Here is a 23,486-nt window from a genome sequence, read left to right as displayed (position 1 = left end):
GAGTAATAAATTTCAGTCGTACATAAGTACCATAATTCCCTTTGTGCTGGAAAAATCCGCCGCCCGGTACCAGGCTTACTCTGCCTGCGAACTCAGGGCAGGACTAACCACGTTCGCCTGCGGGCGAATCTTACGGGAGCCTCATCATGACTGATATTTCACAGCTGCTTGGCAAAGATGCCGACAGCCTGTTGCAGCATCGTTGTATGACCATTCCAGCCGACCAGCTCTACCTGCCAGGACACGACTATGTCGACCGCGTGATGGTCGATAATAACCGTCCCCCGGCCGTCCTCCGCAATATGCAAACGCTCTACAACACCGGCCGTCTGGCAGGAACCGGCTATCTGTCAATTCTGCCGGTTGACCAGGGCGTAGAGCACTCGGCGGGCGCGTCGTTCGCCGCCAACCCGCACTATTTCGATCCAAAAAACATCGTTGAGCTGGCGATTGAAGCGGGCTGTAACTGCGTCGCCTCTACCTATGGTGTACTGGCCTCGGTATCGCGCCGCTATGCGCACCGTATTCCGTTTCTGGTGAAGCTCAACCATAACGAAACCTTGAGCTATCCCAACACCTTTGACCAGACGCTCTACGCCAGCGTAGAGCAGGCGTTCAATATGGGGGCGGTTGCCGTGGGCGCAACCATCTACTTTGGCTCTGAGCAGTCGCGCCGCCAGATCGAGGAGATCTCCAGCGCCTTTGAGCGCGCCCACGAGCTGGGACTGGTGACCGTGCTGTGGGCCTATCTGCGCAACGCCGATTTCAAAAAGGATGGTGTGGACTATCACGTCTCTGCCGACCTCACCGGGCAGGCCAACCACCTGGCGGCCACCATCGGGGCCGATATCGTTAAACAGAAGATGGCGGAGAATAACGGCGGCTATAACGCGGTGAAATATGGCTATACCGACGAGCGTGTCTACAGCAAGCTCACCACCGATAACCCTATCGACCTGGTGCGCTATCAGCTGGCAAACTGCTACATGGGCCGGGCCGGGCTGATTAACTCCGGCGGTGCATCAGGGGGAGAAGCCGACCTGACCGAGGCGGTGCGTACGGCTGTCATTAACAAACGCGCGGGCGGGATGGGGCTGATCCTGGGCCGAAAAGCGTTTAAGAAAACGATGGCCGACGGTGTGAAGCTGATTAACGCCGTGCAGGATGTCTACCTGGATAATAAAGTGACCATTGCCTAATTAGTTACAACATACTCTGGATGGGTGTGTAGGCTCGGTAAGATACTGCAACGCCGGGCGGCACTGCGTTTGCCCGGCCTACAGTGAGCGCGGTGCAGTTCGTAGGCCCGGTAAGCGCAGCGCCACCGGGCGTTACTGTGCAAAAGCTATACTGCCGGGCGGCGCTAACGCTGGCCCGGCCCACAGAACAAAACACCTTTTCATTTTAGGGTTAACGCCCTCCCGATCTGCATCACATTTCCCCTCTCTTTTGTGAAAAGTGTCACTCAGCCCTGTGCTATTGCCCAAAAATCACCCGTTGCTTAGCGGAAATTGTCTGAGGCATCGGCTAAAAAATCTGCATACATTTACATCTGAAACAGCTTTTCAAAATGAAGCAGGCACCCTGACACAAGGATCCGTAATGAAAATTGAATCTGTAAACGTCACCGTTTTTCAGTATCCCACCCGTCGTGTTTCCGATAGCGCTGGCCACTCCCATCCGGGCCCGGAGAGCATGGCAAAGATGGCGATGCTGACCATCACCGCTGATGATGGCAGCCAGGGATTCTCTTTTGCGCCGTCGGAAGTGGTGCGGCCCTTTGTCGTGAACACCTTCTTTCGTAAGGTGATGGTGGGCCAGGATCCGTTCAACCGCGAGCGCATCTGGCAGGATCTGGTCCACTGGCAGCGCGGCAGCGCCCATCAGCTCACCGAGCGGGCGCTCTCCTTTGTTGAACAGGCCCTATGGGATCTGATTGGCCGCAAGCTCAACATCCCGGTCTATAAGCTGCTCGGCGGCTTCCGTGACAAGGTTCCGGCCTACGGCAGTACCATGTGCGGGGACGATCTGCCGGGCGGGCTCTCCACCCCGGATGAGTACGCTGCTTTTGCCGAAACCCTGGTCGCCCGTGGCTATAAGGCGATCAAGCTCCACACCTGGATGCCGCCGGTGTCGTTTGCACCTAACCCGAAAATGGACGTGAAAGCCTGTGCCGCGGTGCGCGAAGCGGTCGGGCCGGATATCGACCTGATGATCGATGGCTACCACTGGTATAGCCGTACCGAGGCGCTCTATATCGGCAAGGAGCTGGAGAAACTCAACTTTGCCTGGTTTGAAGAGCCGATGGAGGAGGAGAGCATGTCCTCCTACGCCTGGCTGGCAGAGAACCTCTCTATTCCCATTATCGGGCCGGAGAGCCTCGGCGGTAAGCACCACAGCCGCGCCGACTGGGTAAAAGCCGGAGCCTGCGACATTCTGCGTGCCGGATCTAACGGCGTAGGCGGTATTTCACCCACGCTAAAAGTCGCCAGCCTCGCGGAAGCCTTCGGTATGGATTGCGAAGTGCACGGCAACGGCGCGGCCAGCCTGGCGGTGGTCGGAGCGATCCGCAACTGCCGCTGGTACGAGCGCGGCCTGCTGCACCCGTTCCTTGACTATGACGAACCCGCAGCCTACCTCAACAGCATTGTTGATCCGATGGATGACGAGGGCTTTGTCCACCTGCCACAGCGCCCCGGCCTCGGCGAAGATATCAATTTTGCCTATATCGAAGCCAATACCGTCAGTCACGACTAATAAAAAAAGCCAACGCCCGGTGACGCTGCGCTAACCGGGCCTACGTCTTACCCTACAAACGGTATACAGAGATGAAAAAAAACGCGTTGAGGGCTAGCCTGCTGGCGCTCTCGCTGATGATGGGGAGTGGGGCAACGCTGGCGGCCACGCCGCCGGATCAGCTCATCATCGGCATGAACATGAATAATCTGCTGAGCCTCGATCCGGCGGCGATGACCGGTAACGAAGTGGTCGGCATCGTCGTCAATCTCTACGACTCGCTGGTGGAGCTGGATCCTGACCAGCTCACCAACGTCCGCCCGGCGCTGGCCGAATCCTGGACCATCAGCCCGGATGGCAAAACCCTGACCTTCCACCTGCGCAAGGACGTGAAGTTTCACTCCGGCAATCCGCTGACCGCCCAGGACGTGGTGTGGTCGATGCGCCGCCTGCTGCACCTTAACCTCGCTCAGGCTTCGGTGTGGAAATCCTACGGCTTTAGCAAAAAGAACATTGACGATCAGGTTAGCGCGCCGGATGACTATACCGTGCAGATTGTCCTGCCAAAGGCCAACGATCCGCAGCTGGTGATCTACTCCCTCGGCGCGCTAGGCAACCTTGGGGTGCTCGACAGCAAAACGGTGCAGGGCCACGAGGTGAATAATGACTGGGGCAACCGTTGGCTGACCACTAACGAAGCGGGTTCTGGCCCCTTTATGCTGGAGACCTGGCAGGCAAAAGACGTGTTGCGCATGAAGCGTAACCCGGCCTACTGGCGGGAAGAGCCGAAGATGAGCCGCATCGTGCTGCGCCATTTCCAGGAGTCGCAGACCCTGCGTCTGATGATTGCCAAGGGCGATCTCGATATCGCCAACAGCATGGCGGTATCAGACATCAACGCCCTGCGTAAGGATCCCGACGTCACCGTGGAGGCGGTGCAGCGCGGGACGGTCTACTACGTGGCGATGAGCATGAAGGAGCCGCACTTTGCTAATCCGAAGGTGCGCGAGGCGGTGCGCTACCTCATCGACTATCAGGGGATCAACAAGGCGCTGATGCCGGGCTACGGCGTGCTGCACCAGCGGCCCATCAAGGCTGGAATGCCGTCGACGCTGCCGGACCCCGGCTACCGGCTGGACATTGCGAAAGCGAAAAAGCTGCTGGCCGAGGCGGGCTACCCGAACGGCTTTGATACCACCCTGCGGGTGCTGGCGGATCAGCCATTCCTTAATATCGCCATTGCCGTGCAGTCCACCCTGATGCAGGCGGGTATTAACGCCAAAATCATCACCGGCACCGGGAACCAGATCTACGGCGCAATGCGCGAGCGTAAGTTTGACATCCTGGTTGGGCGCGGCGGCAGCGGGGTGGAGCCGCATCCGCACTCCAGCCTGCGCGCGCTGGTCTATAACCCGGACAACAGCGACGAGGCGCGGCTGACCAACTTCCAGGGCTGGCGCACCGGTTTTTACGATAAGCCGCTTAATGAGATGATCGATAAAGCGCTGCTGGAGCGCGATCCGCAGAAGCAGATTGCCGACTATCAGCAGATCCAGACCCGCTACGACCAGCTGATCCCCGCCCTGGTGCCGCTCTCCCAGATGGTGGACTCGGTGGTGGTCCGCAACGAGGTGAAGAACTTCCAGTCTCACCCCTCCGCCACGACTTTCCTGCGTGAGGTTTACAAAGAGCCGATCCATACCGGAGGAACCAAAGGATGAGTGTAGCAATCTTAGCGCCCGGCTCCCGAGCCCGGCGGTTCTCAACCCGGCTCGGTCAGGTGCTGGTGACCCTGTTCGGCCTGCTGCTGCTAACCTTTTTTATTGGCCGGGTGATGCCGGTGGATCCGGTGCTGGCGATCGTCGGCCCGGACGCCGACCAGAGCACCTATCAGCAGGTTTACCAACAGCTGGGGTTCGATAAATCTCTGCTGACCCAGTTTGGTATCTACTTTAACAATCTGCTGCATGGCGATCTCGGTAACGCGCTGCTGACGGGTAAACCGGTAACGGATGATATTCTGCGCGTCTTCCCGGCGACGCTGGAGCTGGCAACGATGGCGATTATCGTCGGCGCGGGCCTCGGCATTCCGCTTGGCGTGCTGGCCGCGGCGCGGCGCAACTCGTTTTCCGACTACGTGGTGCGCATCATCAGCCTGGCGGGCTACTCGACGCCGATCTTCTGGGTAGGGATGATGGGCCTGCTGCTGTTCTACGCCTGGCTCGGCTGGGTCGGCGGGGCCGGACGGCTGGATATGGGCCTTGAGGGGCTGGTTCCGCGCCGCACCGGGCTGTTTACCATTGATGCCCTGTTGGCAGGTAATGGACAGGTGTTCTGGAACGCCATCAATCATCTCGTGCTGCCCGCGTCGCTGCTCGGCTTCCACTCCCTGGCCTACATCAGCCGGATGACCCGCAGCTTTATGCTGGCCCAGCTCTCCCAGGAGTTCATCATCACCGCCCGCGTTAAAGGCTTAACCGAGCGGCAAGTGATCTGGAACCACGCGTTTCGCAACATCCTCGTGCAGCTTCTGACGGTGGTGGCGCTGGCCTACGGCTCGTTGCTGGAGGGCGCGGTCCTGATCGAAACAGTCTTCTCCTGGCCGGGCTTTGGATCCTACCTCACCGGCAGCCTGCTGCTGGGGGATATGAATGCGGTTATGGGCTGCGTGCTGCTGGTGGGGGTGATCTTCGTGATGCTCAATCTGCTCTCCGACATGCTCTACCAACTCTTTGACCCGAGGACGAAATCATGACGGTCTCTCTGGATACGCCCGTAACCGGCGGCGGAAATGAAAGCCGCCTGCGCCTGAAGCGCGCCCTGGCCCGCACCGGCGGGTTTATTGGCAAGATGGCCCGCAACCCGCTGACCGCCATCGGCGGCGGGATTATTTTCCTGCTGCTGGTAGTGGCGGCCTTTGCGCCGTGGATCGCGCCCTATAACCCGCTGGTGCAGGATCTCAACGCCGCGCTGCAATCTCCAAACGCCCAGCACTGGTTTGGCACCGACGAGTTTGGTCGGGACATCTTCAGCCGCCTGGTCTACGGGGCGCGCATCACGCTCTACATCGTGCTGCTGGTGTCGGTCACCGTCGGGCCGCTGGGCCTGCTGCTGGGGGTGAGCGCGGGCTATTTTGGTGGCAAGGTTGATATGGTGCTGATGCGCGTCACCGATATCTTTATCTCCTTCCCAAGCCTGGTGCTGGCCCTGGCGTTCGTGGCCGCCCTCGGCCCCGGCCTTGAGCACGTGGTAATCGCCATTACCCTGACCGCCTGGCCGCCGATTGCGCGACTGGCGCGGGCCGAAACCCTCTCCCTGCGCCAGGCCGACTTTATCTCGGCGGTGCGCTTGCAGGGGGCCTCGCCGGTGCGCGTCCTGTGGCGTCACATCGTGCCGCTCTGCCTGCCGTCGGTGATCATCCGCATCACTATGAACATGGCGGGGATTATCCTGACCGCCGCCGGGCTGGGCTTCCTCGGCCTTGGCGCCCAGCCGCCGGAGCCGGAGTGGGGGGCAATGATCTCCAGCGGCCGCACCTACATGATGGAGTGCTGGTGGGTAGTGACTATTCCGGGGCTGGCGATCCTGATCAACAGCCTGGCGTTCAACTTTTTAGGAGATGGCCTACGTGACATCCTCGATCCTCGCAGCGAATAACGCACCTCTGCTCGACGTGCGCAATCTCCACGTCGACTTTATCAACGGACGCGCGGTTACCAACGCGGTGCGCGGCGTCTCCTTTCAGCTGGGACAGGAGAAGCTGGCCATCGTCGGCGAATCCGGCTCCGGTAAATCCACGGTTGGCCGGGCGCTGATGCGCCTGCATCCGGCTAAGGCTCGCATTACCGCCGAACGGATGCACTTCGGCGATGTCGACCTGCGCACTGCCAGCGAGTCGCAGATGCGTACCGTGCGCGGGAAGCGGATCTCCATGATCATGCAGGACCCGAAATACTCCCTTAACCCGGTGGTCTGCGTCGGGGAACAGATCGCCGAGGCCTGGCTGACTCACCATCCGGGGCGTAAGGCCGAGGCGAAGGCCAAAGTGCTGGAGATGCTCGACGTGGTGCGTATCCGCCAGCCCGAGCGCGTCTATAACCTCTACCCACACGAGATCTCCGGCGGGCAGGGGCAGCGCATCATGATCGCTATGATGCTGATCACCGATCCCGAGCTGGTGATCGCCGACGAGCCCACTTCTGCGCTGGATGTCTCGGTGCGTTTACAGGTGCTGGGGCTGCTGGACGATCTGGTTCAGTCCCGCGGGCTCGGGCTGATCTTTATCAGTCACGATATCAACCTGGTGCGTAGCTTCTGCGACCGGGTGCTGGTGATGTACGCCGGGCGGGTAGTGGAGTCGATTGCCGCCTGCGATCTGCACAATGCCCGGCACCCCTATACTCAGGGGCTGATCAGCGCCCTGCCGGAGATCCACCATCGTCGTCCCGTGCTGCCGGTACTGCAGCGCCAGGCCAGCTGGCTGAGCGAGTGAGGAGCCCACTATGATCGATGTGAAGAACCTGAACCTGGCCTTTGGCGAAGGGGAGAAGCGTAACCAGGTCCTGTATGACGTCAGCTTTAACGTGCAGCCTGGGGAGATTTACGGCCTGGTGGGGGAGTCCGGCTCGGGTAAAACCACGGTGCTGAAATGCCTGGCGGGGCTGTTTACCCACTGGGATGGCGAGCTGGCCATTAACGGCCAGCCGCTGGAGCACCGACTCAATCCGCAGCGCTGTCGACTGGTGCAGATGGTGTTTCAGGATCCCTACGGCTCGCTGCATCCGCGGCATACCATCGGCGATATTCTGGAGGAGCCGCTGCATATTCACGGCATTGGCGACCGGGATCGGCGGGTAAACCGCCTGCTGGATCGGGTCGGGCTGAACCGCGCCTTTCGCGATCGCTTCCCGCACCAGCTCTCCGGCGGTCAGCGCCAGCGCGTGGCTATCGCCCGGGCGCTGATCCTTGAGCCGCAGGTGCTGCTGCTGGATGAGCCGACCTCGGCGCTGGACGTGTCGGTGCAGGCGGAGATCCTCAACCTGCTGGCGGAGCTGCATCAGGAGTCGAAGCTGACCTATCTGATGGTGACCCACGATCTTGGCGTCATCGCCCATCTGTGCCAGAAGATTGCCGTAATGCAGTACGGCAAGATCCTTGAGACATTGACAGTAGACAATCTGGTGAGCGGTCAGGCAAAAACTGACTATACGCGGATGCTGGTCAATGCCAGCCAGCAGTACAGCCGGGAGATGGCGCGGGCGGTGGCGGCCTATTAGCCGCTGGTTTTTTACGCCGGGTGACGCTGCGCTTACCCGGCCTACGAAAAACTAACGCAATAACGGACAGTCCGGTGGCAACCGGCACTGCAACGCGCCGGGCATGATCTCCATCCGGAAATGCTGGCCGCTCAGCGGCTCGCCGTCGAGGTTAAAGGTGATCTCATGGGGAGAGGTCACCTCAAACCAGGCCGATTCGCCATCCACGATGTTCGGGCTGTCTTCCGGGCGGGTGAGGGTGGTAAAGAGCGCGGGCAGAAGCTCGTCCCCGGTAAAAATGCGGATCTGCAGCAGGCCGTCGTTGATCAGCGCGCTCGGGCAGAGCTGCTGTCCGCCGCCTGCCTGGCGACCATTGCCAATGCCGATCACCAGCGCGTCGCCCTGCCAGGAAAAGTTTTCACCACGGATCTCAACGCTGTCGGCTTTCAACGTGTCCATGCGCATCAGGCCGTGAATGACATAGGATACGCCACCCAGCGCAGCCTTCAGCCGCTCCGGCGTTTCGGTAGTGATGCGCGTGCCGAACCCGCCGGTGGCCATATTGATAAACCCGGTCTCGCCATTGACCCTGGCGATATCTATCGGCACGGCCTTGCCGACAATCGCCAGCTGCAGCGCCTTATCCAGCGTCTCCGGTATCCCTACGCTGGTGGCAAAATCATTGGCGGTACCGAGAGGGATAATCCCAAGCGCCGGCGCATTCGCTCCCGCCACGTTGACCAGCGCCGTGGCCACTTCATTGATCGTGCCATCGCCGCCGCCGGCGATGACAGTAGCAACCCCAAGCTCTACGGCTTCCGCAACGTAGCGGGCCGCGTCACCTTTTTCCCATGTGACCCTGACGTGCAGCTCAATACCTTCGTTACGCAGCAGGGTAACTGCCTCGCGTAGGGTGTCATCGCCTGCACTTTTGCCATTCAGAATAAGTAAACTCGACGGATCGCTAGTCATCCTAAAACCCTGAAAAAGAGAGAATGGAGAGAGTGTATCTTAGCTGGAACGAGAGCGTGTAAGAAGAGGCCGAAAGGCACAAAAAAAATAGGCCTGCGTAAGGGAGATTACACAGGCCAAGGAGGTGGTTCCTGGTAGAGCTAGCATTTATGGGTTATGTTTTTCAGCGCAGGAATAATACCCTTATCAAGCGAAACGGTATGTGATCCGATTCTAAGATCCCTATCAATTGAAAAAATAACCCAAATGAACTACTCGGCCGCTAAGCAGCGTGCGGATTGCGCGTCGTCTGGCCGTTGAAATTGCGCATCAGCAGACCATACTCCAGCTGCATATCCGAAGGCACCGGCAGCCAGACGGTATAGCCGTCGCCCGGCGCAACCGGCATCGCTTCGCCTTTGGCATTCTCCATATGCTCCAGGGTGAAGTTGACGTTGCCGTGCGGGGTCATCAGCTCCATGCTGTCGCCCACGGAGAACTTATTTTTCACCTTCACCGCCGCCAGCGCGCCGTTGCGCTCGCCGGTAAACTCGCCAACAAACTGCTGGCGATCGGAGATCGAGTAGCCCTGCTCGTAGTTTTGGTAGTCGTCATGGGTATGACGGCGCAGGAAGCCTTCGGTATAGCCCCGGTGTGCCAGCCCCTCAAGGGTCTCCATCAGGCTGGTGTCGAACGGTTTACCGGCGGCGGCGTCGTCAATGGCCTTGCGGTAAACCTGCGCGGTACGGGCGCAGTAGTAGAATGACTTGGTGCGGCCCTCGATCTTCAGCGAGTGCACGCCCATCTGCGTCAGGCGCTCAACGTGGGCGATGGCGCGCAGATCTTTCGAGTTCATGATGTAGGTGCCGTGCTCATCTTCGAACGCGGTCATGTACTCGCCGGGACGCTGGGCCTCTTCAATCATAAAGACCTTGTCGGTCGGCGCGCCAATCCCCAGCGTCGGCTCGACGTTTTTCACCGGGATCGGCTCGTGGACGTGGACGATATTACCCACGGCGTCCTCTTTCCCTTCCTGGACGTTGTACTCCCAGCGGCAGGCGTTGGTGCAGGTGCCCTGGTTCGGATCGCGCTTGTTAATGTAGCCGGAGAGCAGGCAGCGGCCCGAATAGGCCATGCACAGCGCGCCGTGAACGAAGATCTCAAGCTCCATCTCCGGCACCTGCTGGCGGATCTCGGCGATCTCATCCAGCGACAGCTCGCGGGAGAGGATCACCCGGGTCAGGCCCATCTGCTGCCAGAACTTCACCGTCGCCCAGTTGACGGCGTTAGCCTGCACCGAAAGGTGAATGTCTATCTCAGGGAAGTGCTCGCGCACCAGCATGATTAAACCGGGATCGGACATGATCAGCGCATCCGGCCCCATCGCCACCACCGGCGCTAAATCGCGGATAAAGGTCTTCAGCTTGGCGTTGTGCGGCGCAATATTCACCACCACGTAAAACTTTTTACCCAGCGCATGGGCTTCGTTGATCCCCAGCTGGAGATTCTCGTGGTTGAATTCGTTATTGCGCACGCGCAGGGAGTAGCGGGGCTGGCCCGCGTAGACAGCATCCGCGCCATAGGCGAAGGCGTAACGCATATTTTTCAGCGTTCCCGCCGGGGAGAGAAGTTCCGGTTTAAACATTATGTTCTCGTTCTGATGACAGGTCAGATCCGCCGCAGCGTAGTGGGCGGGCAGGGGGTAATCCCCTGTTTTAAGGGCGGGAATTATAGCGTTGCGGGGGAGTCAGGTAAAGCGCCGTCATCCGTAGGCCCGGCAAGCGGCGCGCCGCTTGCCGGGCGTAAATATCAGGCTATTCGGCCTGCATCCGCCTCCCAGCGGTAGCCGACGCCGTACACCGCGCGGATAAAGGACTGCTCCTCATCCAGCGCCTCCAGCTTGCGGCGCAGGTTCTTGATGTGGCTATCGATGGTGCGGTCGGTGACGACCCGGTAATCATCATAGAGATGATTCAGCAGCTGCTCGCGGGAGAAGACTTTTCCCGGCTCGCCAGAGAGGGTCTTCAGCAGGCGAAACTCGGCGGGGGTGAGATCCAGCGCCTTGCTGTGCCAGCTGGCCTGGAAACGTCCTTCGTCGATCACCAGTGGGCTGACCGCGTCCAGCTCTTTCAGCTCGCGCTGGGGCTTGCAGCGACGCAGAATGGTTTTTACCCGCGCCACCACCTCCCGCGGGCTATAGGGCTTGCAGATATAGTCATCGGCACCAATCTCCAGCCCCAGCAGGCGGTCGATCTCTTCGATGCGGGCGGTGACCATCACAATCGGCAGATCGGAAAAGCGGCGGATCTCCCGGCACAGGGTCAGACCGTCGGTACCGGGGAGCATCAGATCCAGCAGCATCAGATCCGGCGGCGTCTGGCGCACGTAGGGCAGCACCTTATCACCGTGGCTAATCAACGTCGGGGCGTAGCCTGCCGCCCGCAGGTAGTCCACCAGCAGCTGTCCCAGCTTTGGCTCATCTTCCACGATTAAAATGCGCGGGGTGTTTTCGTCAATCGGTAACTCAGTCATACATCTCTCGGTAAATCGCGTTCCAGCGGTAGTTCAACTGTAATGCTAACCCCGCCAAAAGGCGAATGGGCTGCGGCAATGGTCCCGCCGTGAGCTTCAACAATGTTCACGCAGATAGGCAGCCCCAGTCCAGAGCCGCCGCTGGCGCGGTTGCGCGAGCCTTCGGTGCGGTAGAAGCGCTCAAACAGGCGGCTTAGCTGTTCGTCACTGACGCCGGGGCCGCTGTCGGCGAAGGTCATCGCCAGGGTATCAGGCTTCACGCTGGCGCTGATCACCAGCTGGCCTCCGGCGTCGGTATAGCGCAGGCTGTTCTCCAGCAGATTATTAAACAGCTGCATCAGGCGGTCGCGATCGCCAAATACGATGGCGCTCTCCGGCAGCGAGACGCTAAGGGTCAGTCCCCGGCTGGCAAAACGCTCCCGGAATACGCCGGCGGCAATCTCCAGCAGGGTTATGACATCCATAGGGGCTTTCTGGTAGGCCAGCGCCCCCTCGTCGGACATCGAGAGCTGATGCAGATCGTCAACCAGCTTGGTCAGCGTGCCCACCTCGGCCTGTAAGGAGGCCACCGACTCGGGGGTGAACTGGCGCACGCCGTCCTGAATTGCCTCCAGCTCGCCGCGCAATACCGCCAGCGGGGTACGCAGCTCGTGGGAGATATCGGCCATAAAGTCGCGGCGCATCTGCTGGTTCTTCTCCAGGGTGCTGGCGAGCTGGTTAAAGTCCTGCGCCAGCTTGCCCAGCTCATCCGGGCTGGATGTCGCCACGCGGGTGGTAAAGTCCCCGGCTGCCAGCCGGTGCGTCCCCTCTACCAGTCGTTTCACCGGGGCGAGCAGGCCGCGCGCCAGCGGGAAGGTCGCCAGCGCCGCCAGCAGCGTGGCGAGGCCGACAATCAGCCAGCTGGTGCGCCGCTGCTGACGATCGAAGTTGATGTCGGTGTTGCGGGTCAGACGCTCTACCGGGGAGGCGATCACTGCGCCCACTTCCGCCCCGTTGACCATTATCGCCCGCCGGGTTCCCTCTTTTGGGATCGGCGATCGCGGGCCAACCAGCACGTCACCACGCTGATCGGTCACCCAGAACTGTGTGCGCCAGCCGTGAGGGGGCATGCCAGGGCCGGGCCGATCGTCGTTGCCGTCATGCTCAAAGGAGCGCAGGATCTGAAAGACAAAGCGGTCGTTATTGCGCAGGAAACGCCAGTTGCCATGCAGCGCATACTGCTCCCCCAGCGCATCGCCAAGCATCTGCAGCCGCTGCTCGTTGCCATGCTTGATGTAGTCGATAAAGCCGCGCTCAAAGCTGACCCGCACCGCCCAGTGCATGGTGATCAGCAGCGCAATACAGGTGGCGAAAATCGCCAGAAAGAGCTTGCCGGTAATACCGGGTCGCCAGAATTTCATCGGTGGCTCCTTTTGCGCCGGGCAATCACGGTATTGGTGCTGGCGTCATTCGGCACGCGGGCAAAGACCAGCGCGGGCAGGGCGATAATCACCGCCATGCACAGATAGGTGGAAAAGAAAACGTGGTGTACCAGAGTACTGTCGGTCGCCAGATGTTGCTGACCAAACAGGCCGAGCAGCAGCCCGGCGACGGTAACGCCGACGCTCATTGAGAGCTGCATGACCATCGACAGCAGGCTGTTGCCGCTGCTGGCCTGCGCATCCGGCAGATCCTTTAGCGTCAGGGTGTTCATGGTCGAGAAGCGCATCGAGTTGATCATCCCCTGCACAAACAGCACCACTGGCAGCAGGTAGTAGAGGCCCGCCAGCGCCGTTGCCATAAACAGCAGGCTCACCAGCGCCAGCCCCAGCGTGCTGGCCACCAGTACCCGACGGTAGCCGAAGCGGTTAACGATCTGCACTACGATGCGCTTCATGCCCATGCTGCCCAGCACCATCGGGATCATCATCAGCCCGGCGTGGAACGGCGAGAAACCGAGGCCGATCTGGAGAAAAACCGGGGTGATAAAGGGCAGCATCCCGCTGCCGATGCGTCCGGCAAAGCTGCCGGCCAGGCCCAGCGAGAAGGAGCGGGTACTAAACAGGCCGAGGGGAAAGAGCGCCGCCTCGTTGCGTCTGGCGTGCCACAGGTAGACGCCCAGCGCGAGCCCGCCTGCAACCACCAGCGCCACGAGGGTTAACGTCGAGATGCCTAACCCCTTCTGGCCGTCGAGAGCGAGGGTCAAGGCTGCCATGCCAAAGGCCAGCAGCAGGAAGCCAGGCATATCGAAGCGGCGGGTTTGCAGGGTGTAGTTGGGCATCAGCCAGAGGGTAGCCATCGCCCCAACGATACCCACCGGCAGGTTAATCAAAAAGATCCAGTGCCAGGAGGCGTACTCCACCAGAATACCTCCCAGCGCCGGGCCAAGCAGGGGGCCAATCTGCCCCGGCAGGGTGACGAAGGTCATCGCCGCCATGTACTGCGACCGGGGAACGATCTTCATCACCGTCAGCCTGCCCACCGGCACCATCATCGCGCCGCCGACGCCCTGCAGCACGCGGGACATCACCAGCCCATCGAGGGTGCTGGCCTGGGCGCAGAACAGCGATCCCAGGGTAAAGAGCACAATCGCGCTGAAGAAGACGTTGCGCACCCCGACCTTATCCGCCAGCCAGCCGCTGGCGGGCAGCATTACCGCCACCGTGAGTACGTAGGCCACCACCACCATATGCATATGCAGCGGGCTTTCGCCGAGGCTCTGCGCCATTGAGGGCAGGGCGGTATTGACGATGGTGGTATCCAGCGCCTGCATAAAAAAGCCGAAGGCGACTATCCATAGCTGCCAGCGGACCTGGTTCGGTAGATCGGTCATCTCACCTGCCTGTTGAACGGTTAATCATTCAGTAGCGGCTGGCCTTTACCTTTACGGGCAAAACGCAGCCGCAGCCGGTCAAAGAAGAGGTAGACCACCGGCGTGGTGTAGAGCGTCAGCAGCTGGCTCATCACCAGGCCACCGACGATGGTGATCCCGAGCGGCTGGCGCAGCTCGGAACCGTCGCCGGAGGTCAGCACCAGCGGCAGCGCGCCAAACAGCGCCGCCAGGGTGGTCATCATGATCGGTCTGAAGCGCAGCAGACAGGCCTGGAAGATGGCCTCCTGCGGCGTCAGGTTGCCGGTGCGCTGCGCCTCCAGGGCGAAGTCGACCATCATGATGGCGTTCTTCTTGACGATACCTATCAATAACATAATTCCGATCAGGGCGATGAGGCTAAATGGGGCATTGAACAGCTCCAGCGCCAGCAGCGCCCCCACGCCCGCCGACGGCAGGGTAGAGAGAATGGTCAGCGGATGAACGTAGCTCTCATAGAGAATGCCGAGCACGATGTAGACCGTGGCGATGGCCGCGAGGATCAGGATCAGCTGGGAGCGCATGGTCTCCTGGAAGACCTGTGCCGTCCCGGCAAAGCTGCCGCGCACGCTGGAGGGCACTCCCAGCTGGGTCATGGTCCTGTCGATCGCCGCGCTGGCCTCGGAGAGCGAGACGCCGGTCGGCAGGTTAAAGGCGATGGTCGAGGCGGCAGAGAGCCCCTGATGGTTTACCGACAGCGGCGCGTTAGCCGGCTGCCACTTCGCGAAGTAGGAGAGGGGGATCGGCTTGCCCTCGCTGTTGATCACAAACATCTTGTCGAGGGCGCTAATGTCCTGGGTGTAGCGCGGATCGACCTCCATCACCACCTTGTACTGATTAAGCGCCTCGTAGATGGTCGAGATCTGCCGCTGGCCAAAGGCGTTATTCAGCAGGCCGTTAGCATCCTGTACGCTGATGCCTAGCCGGGACATCGTCTCGCGGTCATAGATCAGGTCCATCTCCGCGCCGTTATCCTGCTGGTCGGAGTTAACGTCCGCCAGCTGGGGCAGGGCCGAAAATGCCTTGCGGATCTTCGGCTCCCACTCCCGCAGGTCGCTGAGATTGTCCGACAGCAGGGCGTACTGGTAGCTGGCGTTCGACTGGCGTCCGCCGACGCGGATATCCTGTACCGCCATCAGGAACAGGTTAGCCCCCGGCTCTTTCGCCAGTTTCACTCGCAGACGATCAATCACCTGCTGGGCCGTATCGCTGCGCTGGTCACGGGATTTCAGGGTGATAAACATCATCCCGCTGTTGACCCGCGAGCCGCCGGTAAAGCCGGTGACGTTATCCACCGCCGGATCGTCACGAATAATCTTCATAAAGTCCGCCAGCTTGCCGCGCATCGCCTGGAAGGAGATGCTCTGGTCGGCCTGAATGCCGCCCATCAGCACGCCGGTGTCCTGCTCCGGGAAGAAGGTTTTCGGGATGGCGATATAGAGCCAGACGTTGAGCGCAATGGTGCCGAGTAGCACTACGCCTACCAGCCGGGTATGGTTTAGCACCCACTTCAGCGATTTAGCGTAGCCCTGCTGCAGGCCCAGCAGCAGGCGGCCAAAGCCCCGCACTTTGGTCTGCGCTTTCGGTTTGCCGCTCTTGAGCAGCCAGCCACACATCATCGGCGTCAGGGTCAGGGAGACCACCAGCGAGATGCCGATCGCCACCGACAGGGTGACGGCGAACTCCCGCAGCAGGCGGCCCGGCAGGCCGTCCATCAGCAGCAGCGGCAGGAAGACCGCCACCAGCGACAGGCTCATGGAGAGCACGGTAAAGCCCACCTCCCGCGAGCCCTGCAATGCCGCCTGGAGCGGTTTCATTCCGGCCTCCAGATGGCGGGCGATATTCTCCAGCACCACGATGGCGTCATCCACCACGAAGCCGGTGGCGATGGTCAGGGCCATCAGGGAGAGGTTGTTAAGGCTAAAGCCGCACAGGTACATAGCCGCAAAGGTGCCGATCAGCGACACCGGCACCGCCACCGCCGGGATCAGCGTCGCCCGTCCCGAGCGCAGGAAGAGGAAGACCACCAGGATCACCAGCGCGACGGAGATGATCAGGCTGTGCTCGACCTCATCCAGCGAGGCGCGGATAGTGGGGGAGCGGTCCTGGGCGATCTGCAGATCGATGGCCGCCGGGATCGTCTCCTGCAGCTCCGGTAGCCGGGCGCGGATGCTGTCCACGGTCTGGATAATGTTGGCTTCCGGCAGCTTGCGGATCATCAGCAGGATCGCTGGCTTGGCGTTGGTCATCCCGGCGTTGCGCACGTCCTGCACCGAATCGGTGACGCTGGCGACGTCGCCAAGGCGCACCGCCGCCCCGTTGCTGTAGTGGACAATCAGCGGCTGGTAGGCCTCGGCGGTTTTGATCTCGTCGTTGGTCTGCAGCTGCCAGCGGTGGGTGCCATCCTCAATGGCGCCCTGCGGCCTGCGCACGTTGGCGTTATTAATCGCGCTGCGCACGTCGTCCAAAGAGACACCCTGGTTAAACAGCGCCTGGGGGTTGAGCGCCACCCGCACGGCGGGCAGGGAGCTGCCGCCGACGTCAACATCGCCCACGCCCTCTATTTGCGAGATGGTCTGCGCCAGCTGGGTCGAGGCGAAGTCGTACAGCTCTCCCTGGGAGTAGGTGTCCGAGGTCAGGGTCAGGATCATGATTGGCGCATCGGACGGGTTCGCTTTCCGATAGGTCGGACGGCTCGGCATTCCGCTCGGCAGCAGGCTCTGTGCAGCGTTGATCGCCGCCTGCACGTCACGCGCCGCACCGTTGATATCGCGATCGAAATTGAACTCCAGAATGATGCGCGTGCTGCCCAGCGAGCTGGAGGAGGTCATCTCATTGACCCCGGCGATGCGCCCAAGAGATCGCTCCAGCGGCGTCGCCACCGAGGAGGCCATCGTCTCCGGCGAGGCCCCCGGCAGGGAGGCGCTCACCATGATCACTGGATAATCCACCTGCGGCAGCGGGGCCACCGGCAGCAGACGGAAGCCGAGAATGCCGCACAGCGTGATCGCCAGCGAAATCAGGATGGTGGCGACCGGACGGTGAATAAACAGGGCAAAAAACTTCACTTACGCCTCCTCCCCTTCACGCTCTTCACGGCGGGGGAAGCGGTGGCGAACCCGCAGGGCCAGGCGGTCAAACAGCAGGTAGATCACCGGCGTGGTAAAGAGGGTCAGCACCTGGCTCACCAGCAGGCCGCCGACCATGCCAATCCCCAGCGGACGGCGCAGCTCGGCGCCCACCCCGGTGCTCAGCATCAGCGGCAGCGCACCCAGCAGCGCCGCGAGGGTGGTCATCAGGATCGGACGGAAGCGCAGCAGGCAGGCCTGGAAGATCGCCTCCCGCGGCGACATGCCCTGCTCCCGCTCGGCGGCGAGGGCAAAGTCGATCATCATGATGGCGTTCTTCTTAACGATGCCGATCAGCAGGATGATGCCGATAATGGCGATCACGTCCAGCTCGCTGCCCGCCAGCATCAGGGCCAGCAGCGCGCCCACCCCAGCGGTAGGCAGAGTAGAGAGGATGGTGATCGGGTGAATAAAGCTCTCGTAGAGCACGCCGAGCACGATATACATCGCCACCACCGCCGCGACGATCAGCCACACGGTGCTGCCCAGCGCGTCCTGGAACGCCAGCGAGCTGCCCTGGAACTGGGTAGTGATATCCCCCGGCAGGCTGAGATTTTTCTCGCTGTCCAGAATAGCCTGCACCGCATCCCCCAGCGCGTACCCGTCCTGAACGTTAAACGAGATGGTTGTAGACGGGAACTGGTCAAGATGGTTGATCGCCAGCGGCGTATAGCGCTCCTCCACCTTCGCAATGGCGCTGAGCGGTACCACGCCGCCGTCGCTGCTGGTCAGGCGAATGGAGTCCAGCGCCGCCAGACCCGGCGTTGCCGCCGTATTATGCTCCAGCACCACGCGGTACTGGTTGGCCTGGGTATAGATAGTGGAGATCAGTCGCTGACCGAAGGCGTTGTAGAGGGCGTTATCCACGTCGGCCATCGTAATACCCAGTCGGCTGGCGCTGTCCCGGTCAACGTTCACGTAGGCTGCCAGCCCCTTGTCCTGCCAGTCGCTGCTGACGTCGGCCAGCTGCGGCAGGGTCTGAAGCTGGTTCATCAGCTGTGGCACCCAGGTGCTCAGCGCCTCAAGGGTCGTGGCCTGGAGGGTAAACTGGTATTGGGTGCGGCTGACGGTGGTGTCGATGGTCAGATCCTGGGTCGGCTGGAGATAGAGCGCCACGCCCGGCACGTTTGCCACCGCCTGTTGCAGGCGGGCAATGACGGCCTGAACGCGATCGTCCCGGTCATCCAGCGGCTTAAGGTTGATTTGCAGCCGGGCGCTGTTCAGTGACGGGTTGGTGCCGTCGACGCCGACAAAGGCCGTCAGGCTCTCAACCGCCGGATCCTTCAGGACAATATCGCTCACCTGGCGCTGGCGCTCCGCCATGCTGGCAAACGACGCCGACTGCGGGGCCTGCAACGTGCCCTGAATGATGCCGTTATCCTGCACCGGGAAGAAGCCTTTCGGGATGGTCACCCACAGCAGCACCGACAGCAGCAGGGCCCCCACCGCCACGCTGAGGGTCAGCCACGGATGGTTCAGCACCTTCGTCAGCCCTCTGCCATAGGCGGCGATCACCCGCTCGAAAAAGCGTTCCGAGGCGCGGGAGAAGCGGTTCTGCTTGCGCAGGGATTCATGGCTGAGCATGCGGGCGCACATCATGGGCGTCAGGGTCAGAGAGACCACGGCGGAGATCAAAATCGCCACCGCCAGGGTGACGGCAAACTCGCGGAACAGACGGCCCACGATATCGCCCATAAACAGCAGCGGGATCAACACCGCGATCAGCGAGAAGGTGAGGGAGATGATAGTAAAGCCAATTTCGCCCGCACCCTTCAGCGCCGCCGTCAGCGGCTTCTCGCCTTTTTCGATATAGCGGGAGATGTTCTCAATCACCACGATGGCGTCATCCACCACGAAGCCGGTAGCGATAGTCAGCGCCATCAGCGTCAGGTTGTTGATCGAGAAGTCGAGGAACACCATCACCGCAAAGGTGCCTACCAGCGACAGCGGCACCGCCACGGCAGGAATGATGGTGGCCGGGACGTTGCGCAGGAACAGGTAGATGATCATCACTACCAGGGCGATGGCCAGCATCAGTTCAAACTGGGTGTCGTGCACCGAGGCGCGAATGTTAGTAGTACGATCCGACAGGACCTTCACCGTAACCGACTTTGGCAGGCTCTCGGTGAGCTGGGGCAGCAGCGTGCGGATGCTGTCTGCGGTCGAGAGAATATTGGCCCCCGGCTGGCGCTGGACGTTCATCACAATCGCCTGCTGCTTGTTGGCCCACGCCCCCAGCCAGCTGTTCTCCGCCCCCTGCTCGATGGTCGCCACGTCGCCGAGGCGGATCGGTGCCCCGTTCTGGTAGGCGATAATCAGGCGGCGATAATCTTCGGCAGACTGCATCTGATCGTTCGCGGAGAGGGTCACCGCCCGCGTCGGGCCATCGAGGCTACCCTTCGCCGAGTTAACGTTGTTATTGTTAATTGCAGTACGTATGGTTTCGCTGGTCAGCCCGAGTGCCGCAATGGCCTGGGCGTTCAGCTTCACCCGCACGGCTGGACGCTGGCCGCCGGAGAGGGTGACCAGCCCAACGCCGGAGACCTGGGAGATCTTCTGCGCGACACGGGTCTCGACCATATCCTCAACCTGGGTCATCGGCATCGCGGTCGAGGTCACCGCCAGCGACATGATCGGCGGATCCGCCGGGTTGACCTTGCTGTAGACCGGCGGGTTAGGCAGATCGGAGGGGAGCAGGTTAGTGGCGGCGTTAATTGCGGCCTGCACCTCCTGCTCGGCAACGTCCAGCCCCAGCGTCAGCTGAAACTGGAGCGTCACTACCGACGCGCCGCCGGAGCTTTGGGAGGACATCTGCTTGAGGCCAGACATCTGGCCGAACTGGCGCTCAAGCGGCGCGGTGACGGCGGAGGTCATCACGTCCGGGCTGGCACCGGGGTAGAGGGTCACCACCTGAATCGTGGGATAGTCCACCTCGGGCAGGGCGGATACCGGCAGAAAACGGTAGCCGATGATCCCGGCCAGCAGGATCGCTACCATCAGCAGCGTGGTGGCAACCGGACGGAGAATAAACAGGCGGGACGGGCCGCCGGTAGCGCTGGGAGGTAACACCTGCATCAGGAACCGGCTCCCTGTGCGGCGCGCGTGCCGTGGGTTTTCGCCTGCGCGGCAGGAGCGGCGTCGGCGCTCTGGGCCGTTACCACCTCAACCTGCGCACCTTCGGTTAGGCGGTCGATGCCGTCAGTGACTACACGGTCGCCTGCCGACAGCCCGGCGCTGATCGCTACCTGCTGGCTGTTTTGAATGCCAGGCGTTACGGTGTGCTTGCTCACTTTGTTCTGCTCGTTCAGCACCCAGACAAAGTGGCCGTCGTTGCCCATCTGCAGCGCGGCGGTCGGGATCAGCACCGCGTTCTGCTCGGTAGAGACCAGCATCCGGGCGTTAACGAACTGGTTAGGGAAGAGGGCGTCATCGTGGTTGGCAAAGCGGGCCTTCAGCTTGATGGTGCCGGTGGTGGTGTCGATCTGGTTGTCGAGGCTCAGCAGGGTGCCGTCGCTCAGCTTCTGCTTGTTGGTGCGGTCCCAGGCTTCAACGCTAAGGGTCTGTCCGGCCTTTTGTGCCTGCACCACCGTGGCGATATCGCTCTCCGGTAGGGTAAAGACCAGATCGATAGGGTGGGTCTGGGTAATGACCACGATGCCGGTGGTGTCGCCGCTGGAGATCTGGTTGCCGATGTCGACCTGCTTGAGGCCAACGCGGCCATCAATCGGGGCGGTAATGCGGCTCCAGTCCAGCTGCAGCTGGGCACTTGCCACCGAGGCTTCATCTGCCTTGATGGTGCCCTGGGATTCGCTCACCAGCGCCTGCTGGGCATCCAGCTCCTGGCGGGAAACCAGGTTAGTTTTAACCAGCTGCTGATAGCGGGCCAGATCGCGCTGGGCGTTGGCCAGCGTGGCTCTGTCCTTCGCCAGCTGGCCCTGGGCCTGGGCGAGCGCCACTTTGAACTGGCTAGGGTCAATCTCCGCCAGCAGATCGCCCGCTTTGACCTGCTGACCCTCCTGGAAGTGGAGTGCCATTAGCTGGCCGTCAACGCGGCTGCGCACGGTCACGGTATTGGCGGCAGTGATGGTGCCAAGGCCGGTCAAATAGCGGGGGACTTCACCCTCCACGGCGGTAGCGGCCTGCACCGGGGCCAGCGGCATACCGCGACGACCGCCCGTAGCTCCGCGTCCCGCCTGCGGGGCATGTGCGCCTGCCGCGGTCTGGGTGCTGTTGTGGCTATGCCAGTACCAAAGTGCGGCAATAGCAACAAGCGCCACGCCGATAACCATCGCCCAGCGGGCATTAACACGACCTTTCATTGTTATCCGTATCTCTTCCTGAAACATTTCACAGAATGATACTAGTTTAGTAATGCAACGCCGCAGAAAAATGGAGGAAATATGAAAGACCGTCTGGAATCGTCTGAATGGGAGGGGCGTTGCACTATGGTGGTATGAAATCGCCGGGTGCGGAGGTGTAACGGGTTCCGTAGGCCCGGCAAGCGTAGCGCCGCCGGGCGTTGCACAATGGTGGCATGGAAATGCCGGGTGGCGGCTGCGCCTTACCCGGCCTACAGGGCGCGGAGTGCGCTATGGATCTTTAAAACACCACCTGCGCCCAACGGGCGAGGCCCGCGGTGACCGAGCCAAAATCGTCGCCGCCGGCAATAGGAATACCGGGCAGGGCCTCGGCCAGCGCCTTTTTGATCAACGGGGAGCGGGCGCTGCCGCCGGTCAGGTAGATAATATCCGGCGTCTCATTGCTGCTTGCCAGCGCCAGCTGCACCTGCTCAAGGATGCGCGCCAGCGGCTGGTTGAGGGCGGTCTCCAGCCCCTCTTGAGTGATGGCGGTTGCCAGCTCGTCGCTGATAAACGGCAGGCGAGCCTCGGTTTGCAGGTTGTCGGAGAGGGCAATCTTGCTCTCTTCCGCGCTGCGCACCAGGCGGTAGCTCAGTCGTTGACGCCACACCTTCAACAGCCGCGCCACCTTATCCCCCTCCCGGGCGTCGCGCACCAGGTCGTTAAGCAGACGGCCGTTGGCGCTGCTGTAGAAGTCGCTCTGGGCCGGAACGTCGTTAATCGCTACCGCGTTCCACCACGGCAGGATCGGCAGGGCGATACCCTTTTCGGTCTGGCCGCCCATGCCCAGCAACGGCATCAGGTGCTTGAAGGCCAGCGCAATGTCGAGATCGTTACCGCCGACGCGGCAGCCGCTGTGGCCCAGCAGACTGCTGTCGCGATCCTGACGCTGGTGCCACTGTGGGCCCATCAGCAGCAGCGAACAGTCGGTGGTCCCGCCGCCGATATCCACTACCAGCACGCGCTTCTCTGATTGCAGCGTAGCTTCAAAATCCAGACCCGCCGCGACCGGCTCGTACTGGAACACCACCTCGTTAAAGCCTGCGCGCCTGGCGGCACGGTCGAGGATCCCCTGCGCCTGGGCGTTAGCGTCATCGCCGCCCAGCCCCTGGAAGTTGATGGGGCGGCCAATTACCGCCCGATCGATGGCCTCCGGCAGCTGGCTCTCCGCCTGCTGGCGAATATGCAGCATCATGGCGCAGACCAGATCCTCAAACAGGGCGATCTGCTGCGGCTTCAGGCCGCTGGCCCCGAGGAAGGATTTCGGCGATTTTACGAAGTAGACCTCTTCCGGATCCTGAACGTACTGCTGCAACGACTGAAGACCAAACTGGACGCTGCCCGGCAGCACCTCGATATCTTCCTCGCGGTTGAAGCTCACCGCCCGACGCAGCAGCGCCTGGGTTTCACCGCCGGTAGCCGGGACGTCATGGTGGCGGTAGAGCCACTCGCTGACCGCTTCCCGCGTCGGGGCGCAGAGCATTGAAGGCAGTAGCGTGCTGCCGTTTTCCATTTTTAAGAGCTGCGGGATGCCGTCGCGCATCACCGCAACGGAGCAGTTTGCCGTGCCGTAGTCAAAACCAATAAACATGAAAGTTCCCCATGCCGGTGAAGAAGGGGGGCGACTTTAGCCGAAAGGATTATGAAAGCAAAGCAAAAAAGTGGCGGGGCGCTTAAG

16 protein-coding genes are annotated in these 23,486 nt (G+C 61.4%); 7 read left to right on the top strand and 9 right to left on the bottom strand.

The genetic code is table 11. The annotated features are described in order from the left end of the window. Window positions 1–146 precede the first annotated feature (146 nt). The 7 genes from fbaB (at window position 147) to RTX96_RS01425 (ending at window position 8,012) form a co-directional block, all read left to right on the top strand. Complete coding sequence (fbaB, locus tag RTX96_RS01455; RefSeq protein WP_103819118.1) at window positions 147–1,199, top strand: class I fructose-bisphosphate aldolase; 1,053 nt, start codon at window positions 147–149, stop codon at window positions 1,197–1,199. Between the two features lie 403 nt (window positions 1,200–1,602). Beyond that, the gene (locus RTX96_RS01450) at window positions 1,603–2,757 is read left to right on the top strand and encodes a mandelate racemase family protein (RefSeq protein WP_312669921.1); all 1,155 of its coding nucleotides are present in this window, start codon (window positions 1,603–1,605) and stop codon (window positions 2,755–2,757) included. Between the two features lie 71 nt (window positions 2,758–2,828). Further along, window positions 2,829–4,457, top strand: a complete 1,629-nt coding sequence (locus tag RTX96_RS01445; RefSeq protein ID WP_312669920.1) for an ABC transporter substrate-binding protein — start codon at window positions 2,829–2,831, stop codon at window positions 4,455–4,457. Then, window positions 4,454–5,491, top strand: coding sequence for an ABC transporter permease (locus RTX96_RS01440; protein ID WP_312669919.1), 1,038 nt, complete (start codon window positions 4,454–4,456; stop codon window positions 5,489–5,491). Before RTX96_RS01445 ends, RTX96_RS01440 begins: the two co-directional genes overlap by 4 nt. Further along, window positions 5,488–6,393, top strand: coding sequence for an ABC transporter permease (locus RTX96_RS01435; RefSeq protein WP_154058162.1), 906 nt, complete (start codon window positions 5,488–5,490; stop codon window positions 6,391–6,393). Before RTX96_RS01440 ends, RTX96_RS01435 begins: the two co-directional genes overlap by 4 nt. Beyond that, window positions 6,365–7,228: an ABC transporter ATP-binding protein gene (locus tag RTX96_RS01430; RefSeq protein ID WP_312268326.1), complete on the top strand. Its 864-nt coding sequence runs from the start codon at window positions 6,365–6,367 to the stop codon at window positions 7,226–7,228. The genes RTX96_RS01435 and RTX96_RS01430 overlap by 29 nt, the downstream gene beginning before the upstream one ends. Window positions 7,229–7,238: 10 nt before the next feature. Continuing rightward, window positions 7,239–8,012: an ABC transporter ATP-binding protein gene (locus tag RTX96_RS01425; RefSeq protein ID WP_312669918.1), complete on the top strand. Its 774-nt coding sequence runs from the start codon at window positions 7,239–7,241 to the stop codon at window positions 8,010–8,012. 51 nt (window positions 8,013–8,063) lie between these two features. On the opposite strand, the gene yegS is transcribed toward RTX96_RS01425, so the two are convergent. From yegS to yegD, 9 genes are all read right to left on the bottom strand, one after another. Then, on the bottom strand, window positions 8,064–8,963 hold the full coding sequence (gene yegS, locus RTX96_RS01420) for a lipid kinase YegS (RefSeq protein WP_103819125.1): 900 nt from the start codon (window positions 8,961–8,963) through the stop codon (window positions 8,064–8,066). A 262-nt stretch (window positions 8,964–9,225) separates the two neighbouring features. Further along, the gene (yegQ, locus tag RTX96_RS01415; RefSeq protein WP_103819126.1) at window positions 9,226–10,587 is read right to left on the bottom strand and encodes a tRNA 5-hydroxyuridine modification protein YegQ; all 1,362 of its coding nucleotides are present in this window, start codon (window positions 10,585–10,587) and stop codon (window positions 9,226–9,228) included. A 164-nt stretch (window positions 10,588–10,751) separates the two neighbouring features. After that, the gene (gene baeR, locus RTX96_RS01410) at window positions 10,752–11,474 is read right to left on the bottom strand and encodes a two-component system response regulator BaeR (protein ID WP_103819127.1); all 723 of its coding nucleotides are present in this window, start codon (window positions 11,472–11,474) and stop codon (window positions 10,752–10,754) included. After that, window positions 11,471–12,874: a two-component system sensor histidine kinase BaeS gene (gene baeS / locus RTX96_RS01405; RefSeq protein WP_312268193.1), complete on the bottom strand. Its 1,404-nt coding sequence runs from the start codon at window positions 12,872–12,874 to the stop codon at window positions 11,471–11,473. Before baeS ends, baeR begins: the two co-directional genes overlap by 4 nt. Then, a complete protein-coding gene (locus RTX96_RS01400) occupies window positions 12,871–14,286 on the bottom strand; it encodes an MFS transporter (protein WP_312669917.1) in 1,416 nt (471 codons plus the stop codon). Before RTX96_RS01400 ends, baeS begins: the two co-directional genes overlap by 4 nt. 20 nt (window positions 14,287–14,306) lie before the next feature. After that, window positions 14,307–17,390 carry a multidrug efflux RND transporter permease subunit MdtC gene (mdtC, locus tag RTX96_RS01395; protein WP_312669916.1) on the bottom strand — a complete coding sequence of 1,028 codons (3,084 nt, stop codon included), beginning with the start codon at window positions 17,388–17,390 and terminating at the stop codon, window positions 14,307–14,309. Further along, window positions 17,391–20,525, bottom strand: coding sequence for an MdtB/MuxB family multidrug efflux RND transporter permease subunit (locus RTX96_RS01390; protein ID WP_312669915.1), 3,135 nt, complete (start codon window positions 20,523–20,525; stop codon window positions 17,391–17,393). Continuing rightward, window positions 20,525–21,769 (bottom strand): MdtA/MuxA family multidrug efflux RND transporter periplasmic adaptor subunit, encoded by a 1,245-nt coding sequence (locus RTX96_RS01385; protein ID WP_312669914.1) that lies wholly within the window; start codon window positions 21,767–21,769, stop codon window positions 20,525–20,527. Before RTX96_RS01385 ends, RTX96_RS01390 begins: the two co-directional genes overlap by 1 nt. Window positions 21,770–22,049: 280 nt before the next feature. Next, window positions 22,050–23,399, bottom strand: coding sequence for a molecular chaperone (yegD, locus tag RTX96_RS01380; protein WP_312669913.1), 1,350 nt, complete (start codon window positions 23,397–23,399; stop codon window positions 22,050–22,052). Window positions 23,400–23,486 lie beyond the last annotated feature (87 nt).

It is taken from the genome of Pseudescherichia sp., assembly GCF_032052675.1.
GTDB lineage: Bacteria > Pseudomonadota > Gammaproteobacteria > Enterobacterales > Enterobacteriaceae > Pseudescherichia.
This window is presented reverse-complemented; position numbering and strand designations above follow the sequence as displayed.

Coding starts and splice junctions, on each gene's coding strand:
- fbaB (WP_103819118.1), top strand. CDS start 147: ATGACTGATATTTCACAGCTGCTTGGCAAAGATGCCGACAGCCTGTTG.
- RTX96_RS01450 (WP_312669921.1), top strand. CDS start 1,603: ATGAAAATTGAATCTGTAAACGTCACCGTTTTTCAGTATCCCACCCGT.
- RTX96_RS01445 (WP_312669920.1), top strand. CDS start 2,829: ATGAAAAAAAACGCGTTGAGGGCTAGCCTGCTGGCGCTCTCGCTGATG.
- RTX96_RS01440 (WP_312669919.1), top strand. CDS start 4,454: ATGAGTGTAGCAATCTTAGCGCCCGGCTCCCGAGCCCGGCGGTTCTCA.
- RTX96_RS01435 (WP_154058162.1), top strand. CDS start 5,488: ATGACGGTCTCTCTGGATACGCCCGTAACCGGCGGCGGAAATGAAAGC.
- RTX96_RS01425 (WP_312669918.1), top strand. CDS start 7,239: ATGATCGATGTGAAGAACCTGAACCTGGCCTTTGGCGAAGGGGAGAAG.
- yegS (WP_103819125.1), bottom strand. CDS start 8,963: ATGACTAGCGATCCGTCGAGTTTACTTATTCTGAATGGCAAAAGTGCA.
- yegQ (WP_103819126.1), bottom strand. CDS start 10,587: ATGTTTAAACCGGAACTTCTCTCCCCGGCGGGAACGCTGAAAAATATG.
- baeR (WP_103819127.1), bottom strand. CDS start 11,474: ATGACTGAGTTACCGATTGACGAAAACACCCCGCGCATTTTAATCGTG.
- baeS (WP_312268193.1), bottom strand. CDS start 12,874: ATGAAATTCTGGCGACCCGGTATTACCGGCAAGCTCTTTCTGGCGATT.
- RTX96_RS01400 (WP_312669917.1), bottom strand. CDS start 14,286: ATGACCGATCTACCGAACCAGGTCCGCTGGCAGCTATGGATAGTCGCC.
- RTX96_RS01390 (WP_312669915.1), bottom strand. CDS start 20,525: ATGCAGGTGTTACCTCCCAGCGCTACCGGCGGCCCGTCCCGCCTGTTT.
- RTX96_RS01385 (WP_312669914.1), bottom strand. CDS start 21,769: ATGAAAGGTCGTGTTAATGCCCGCTGGGCGATGGTTATCGGCGTGGCG.
- yegD (WP_312669913.1), bottom strand. CDS start 23,399: ATGTTTATTGGTTTTGACTACGGCACGGCAAACTGCTCCGTTGCGGTG.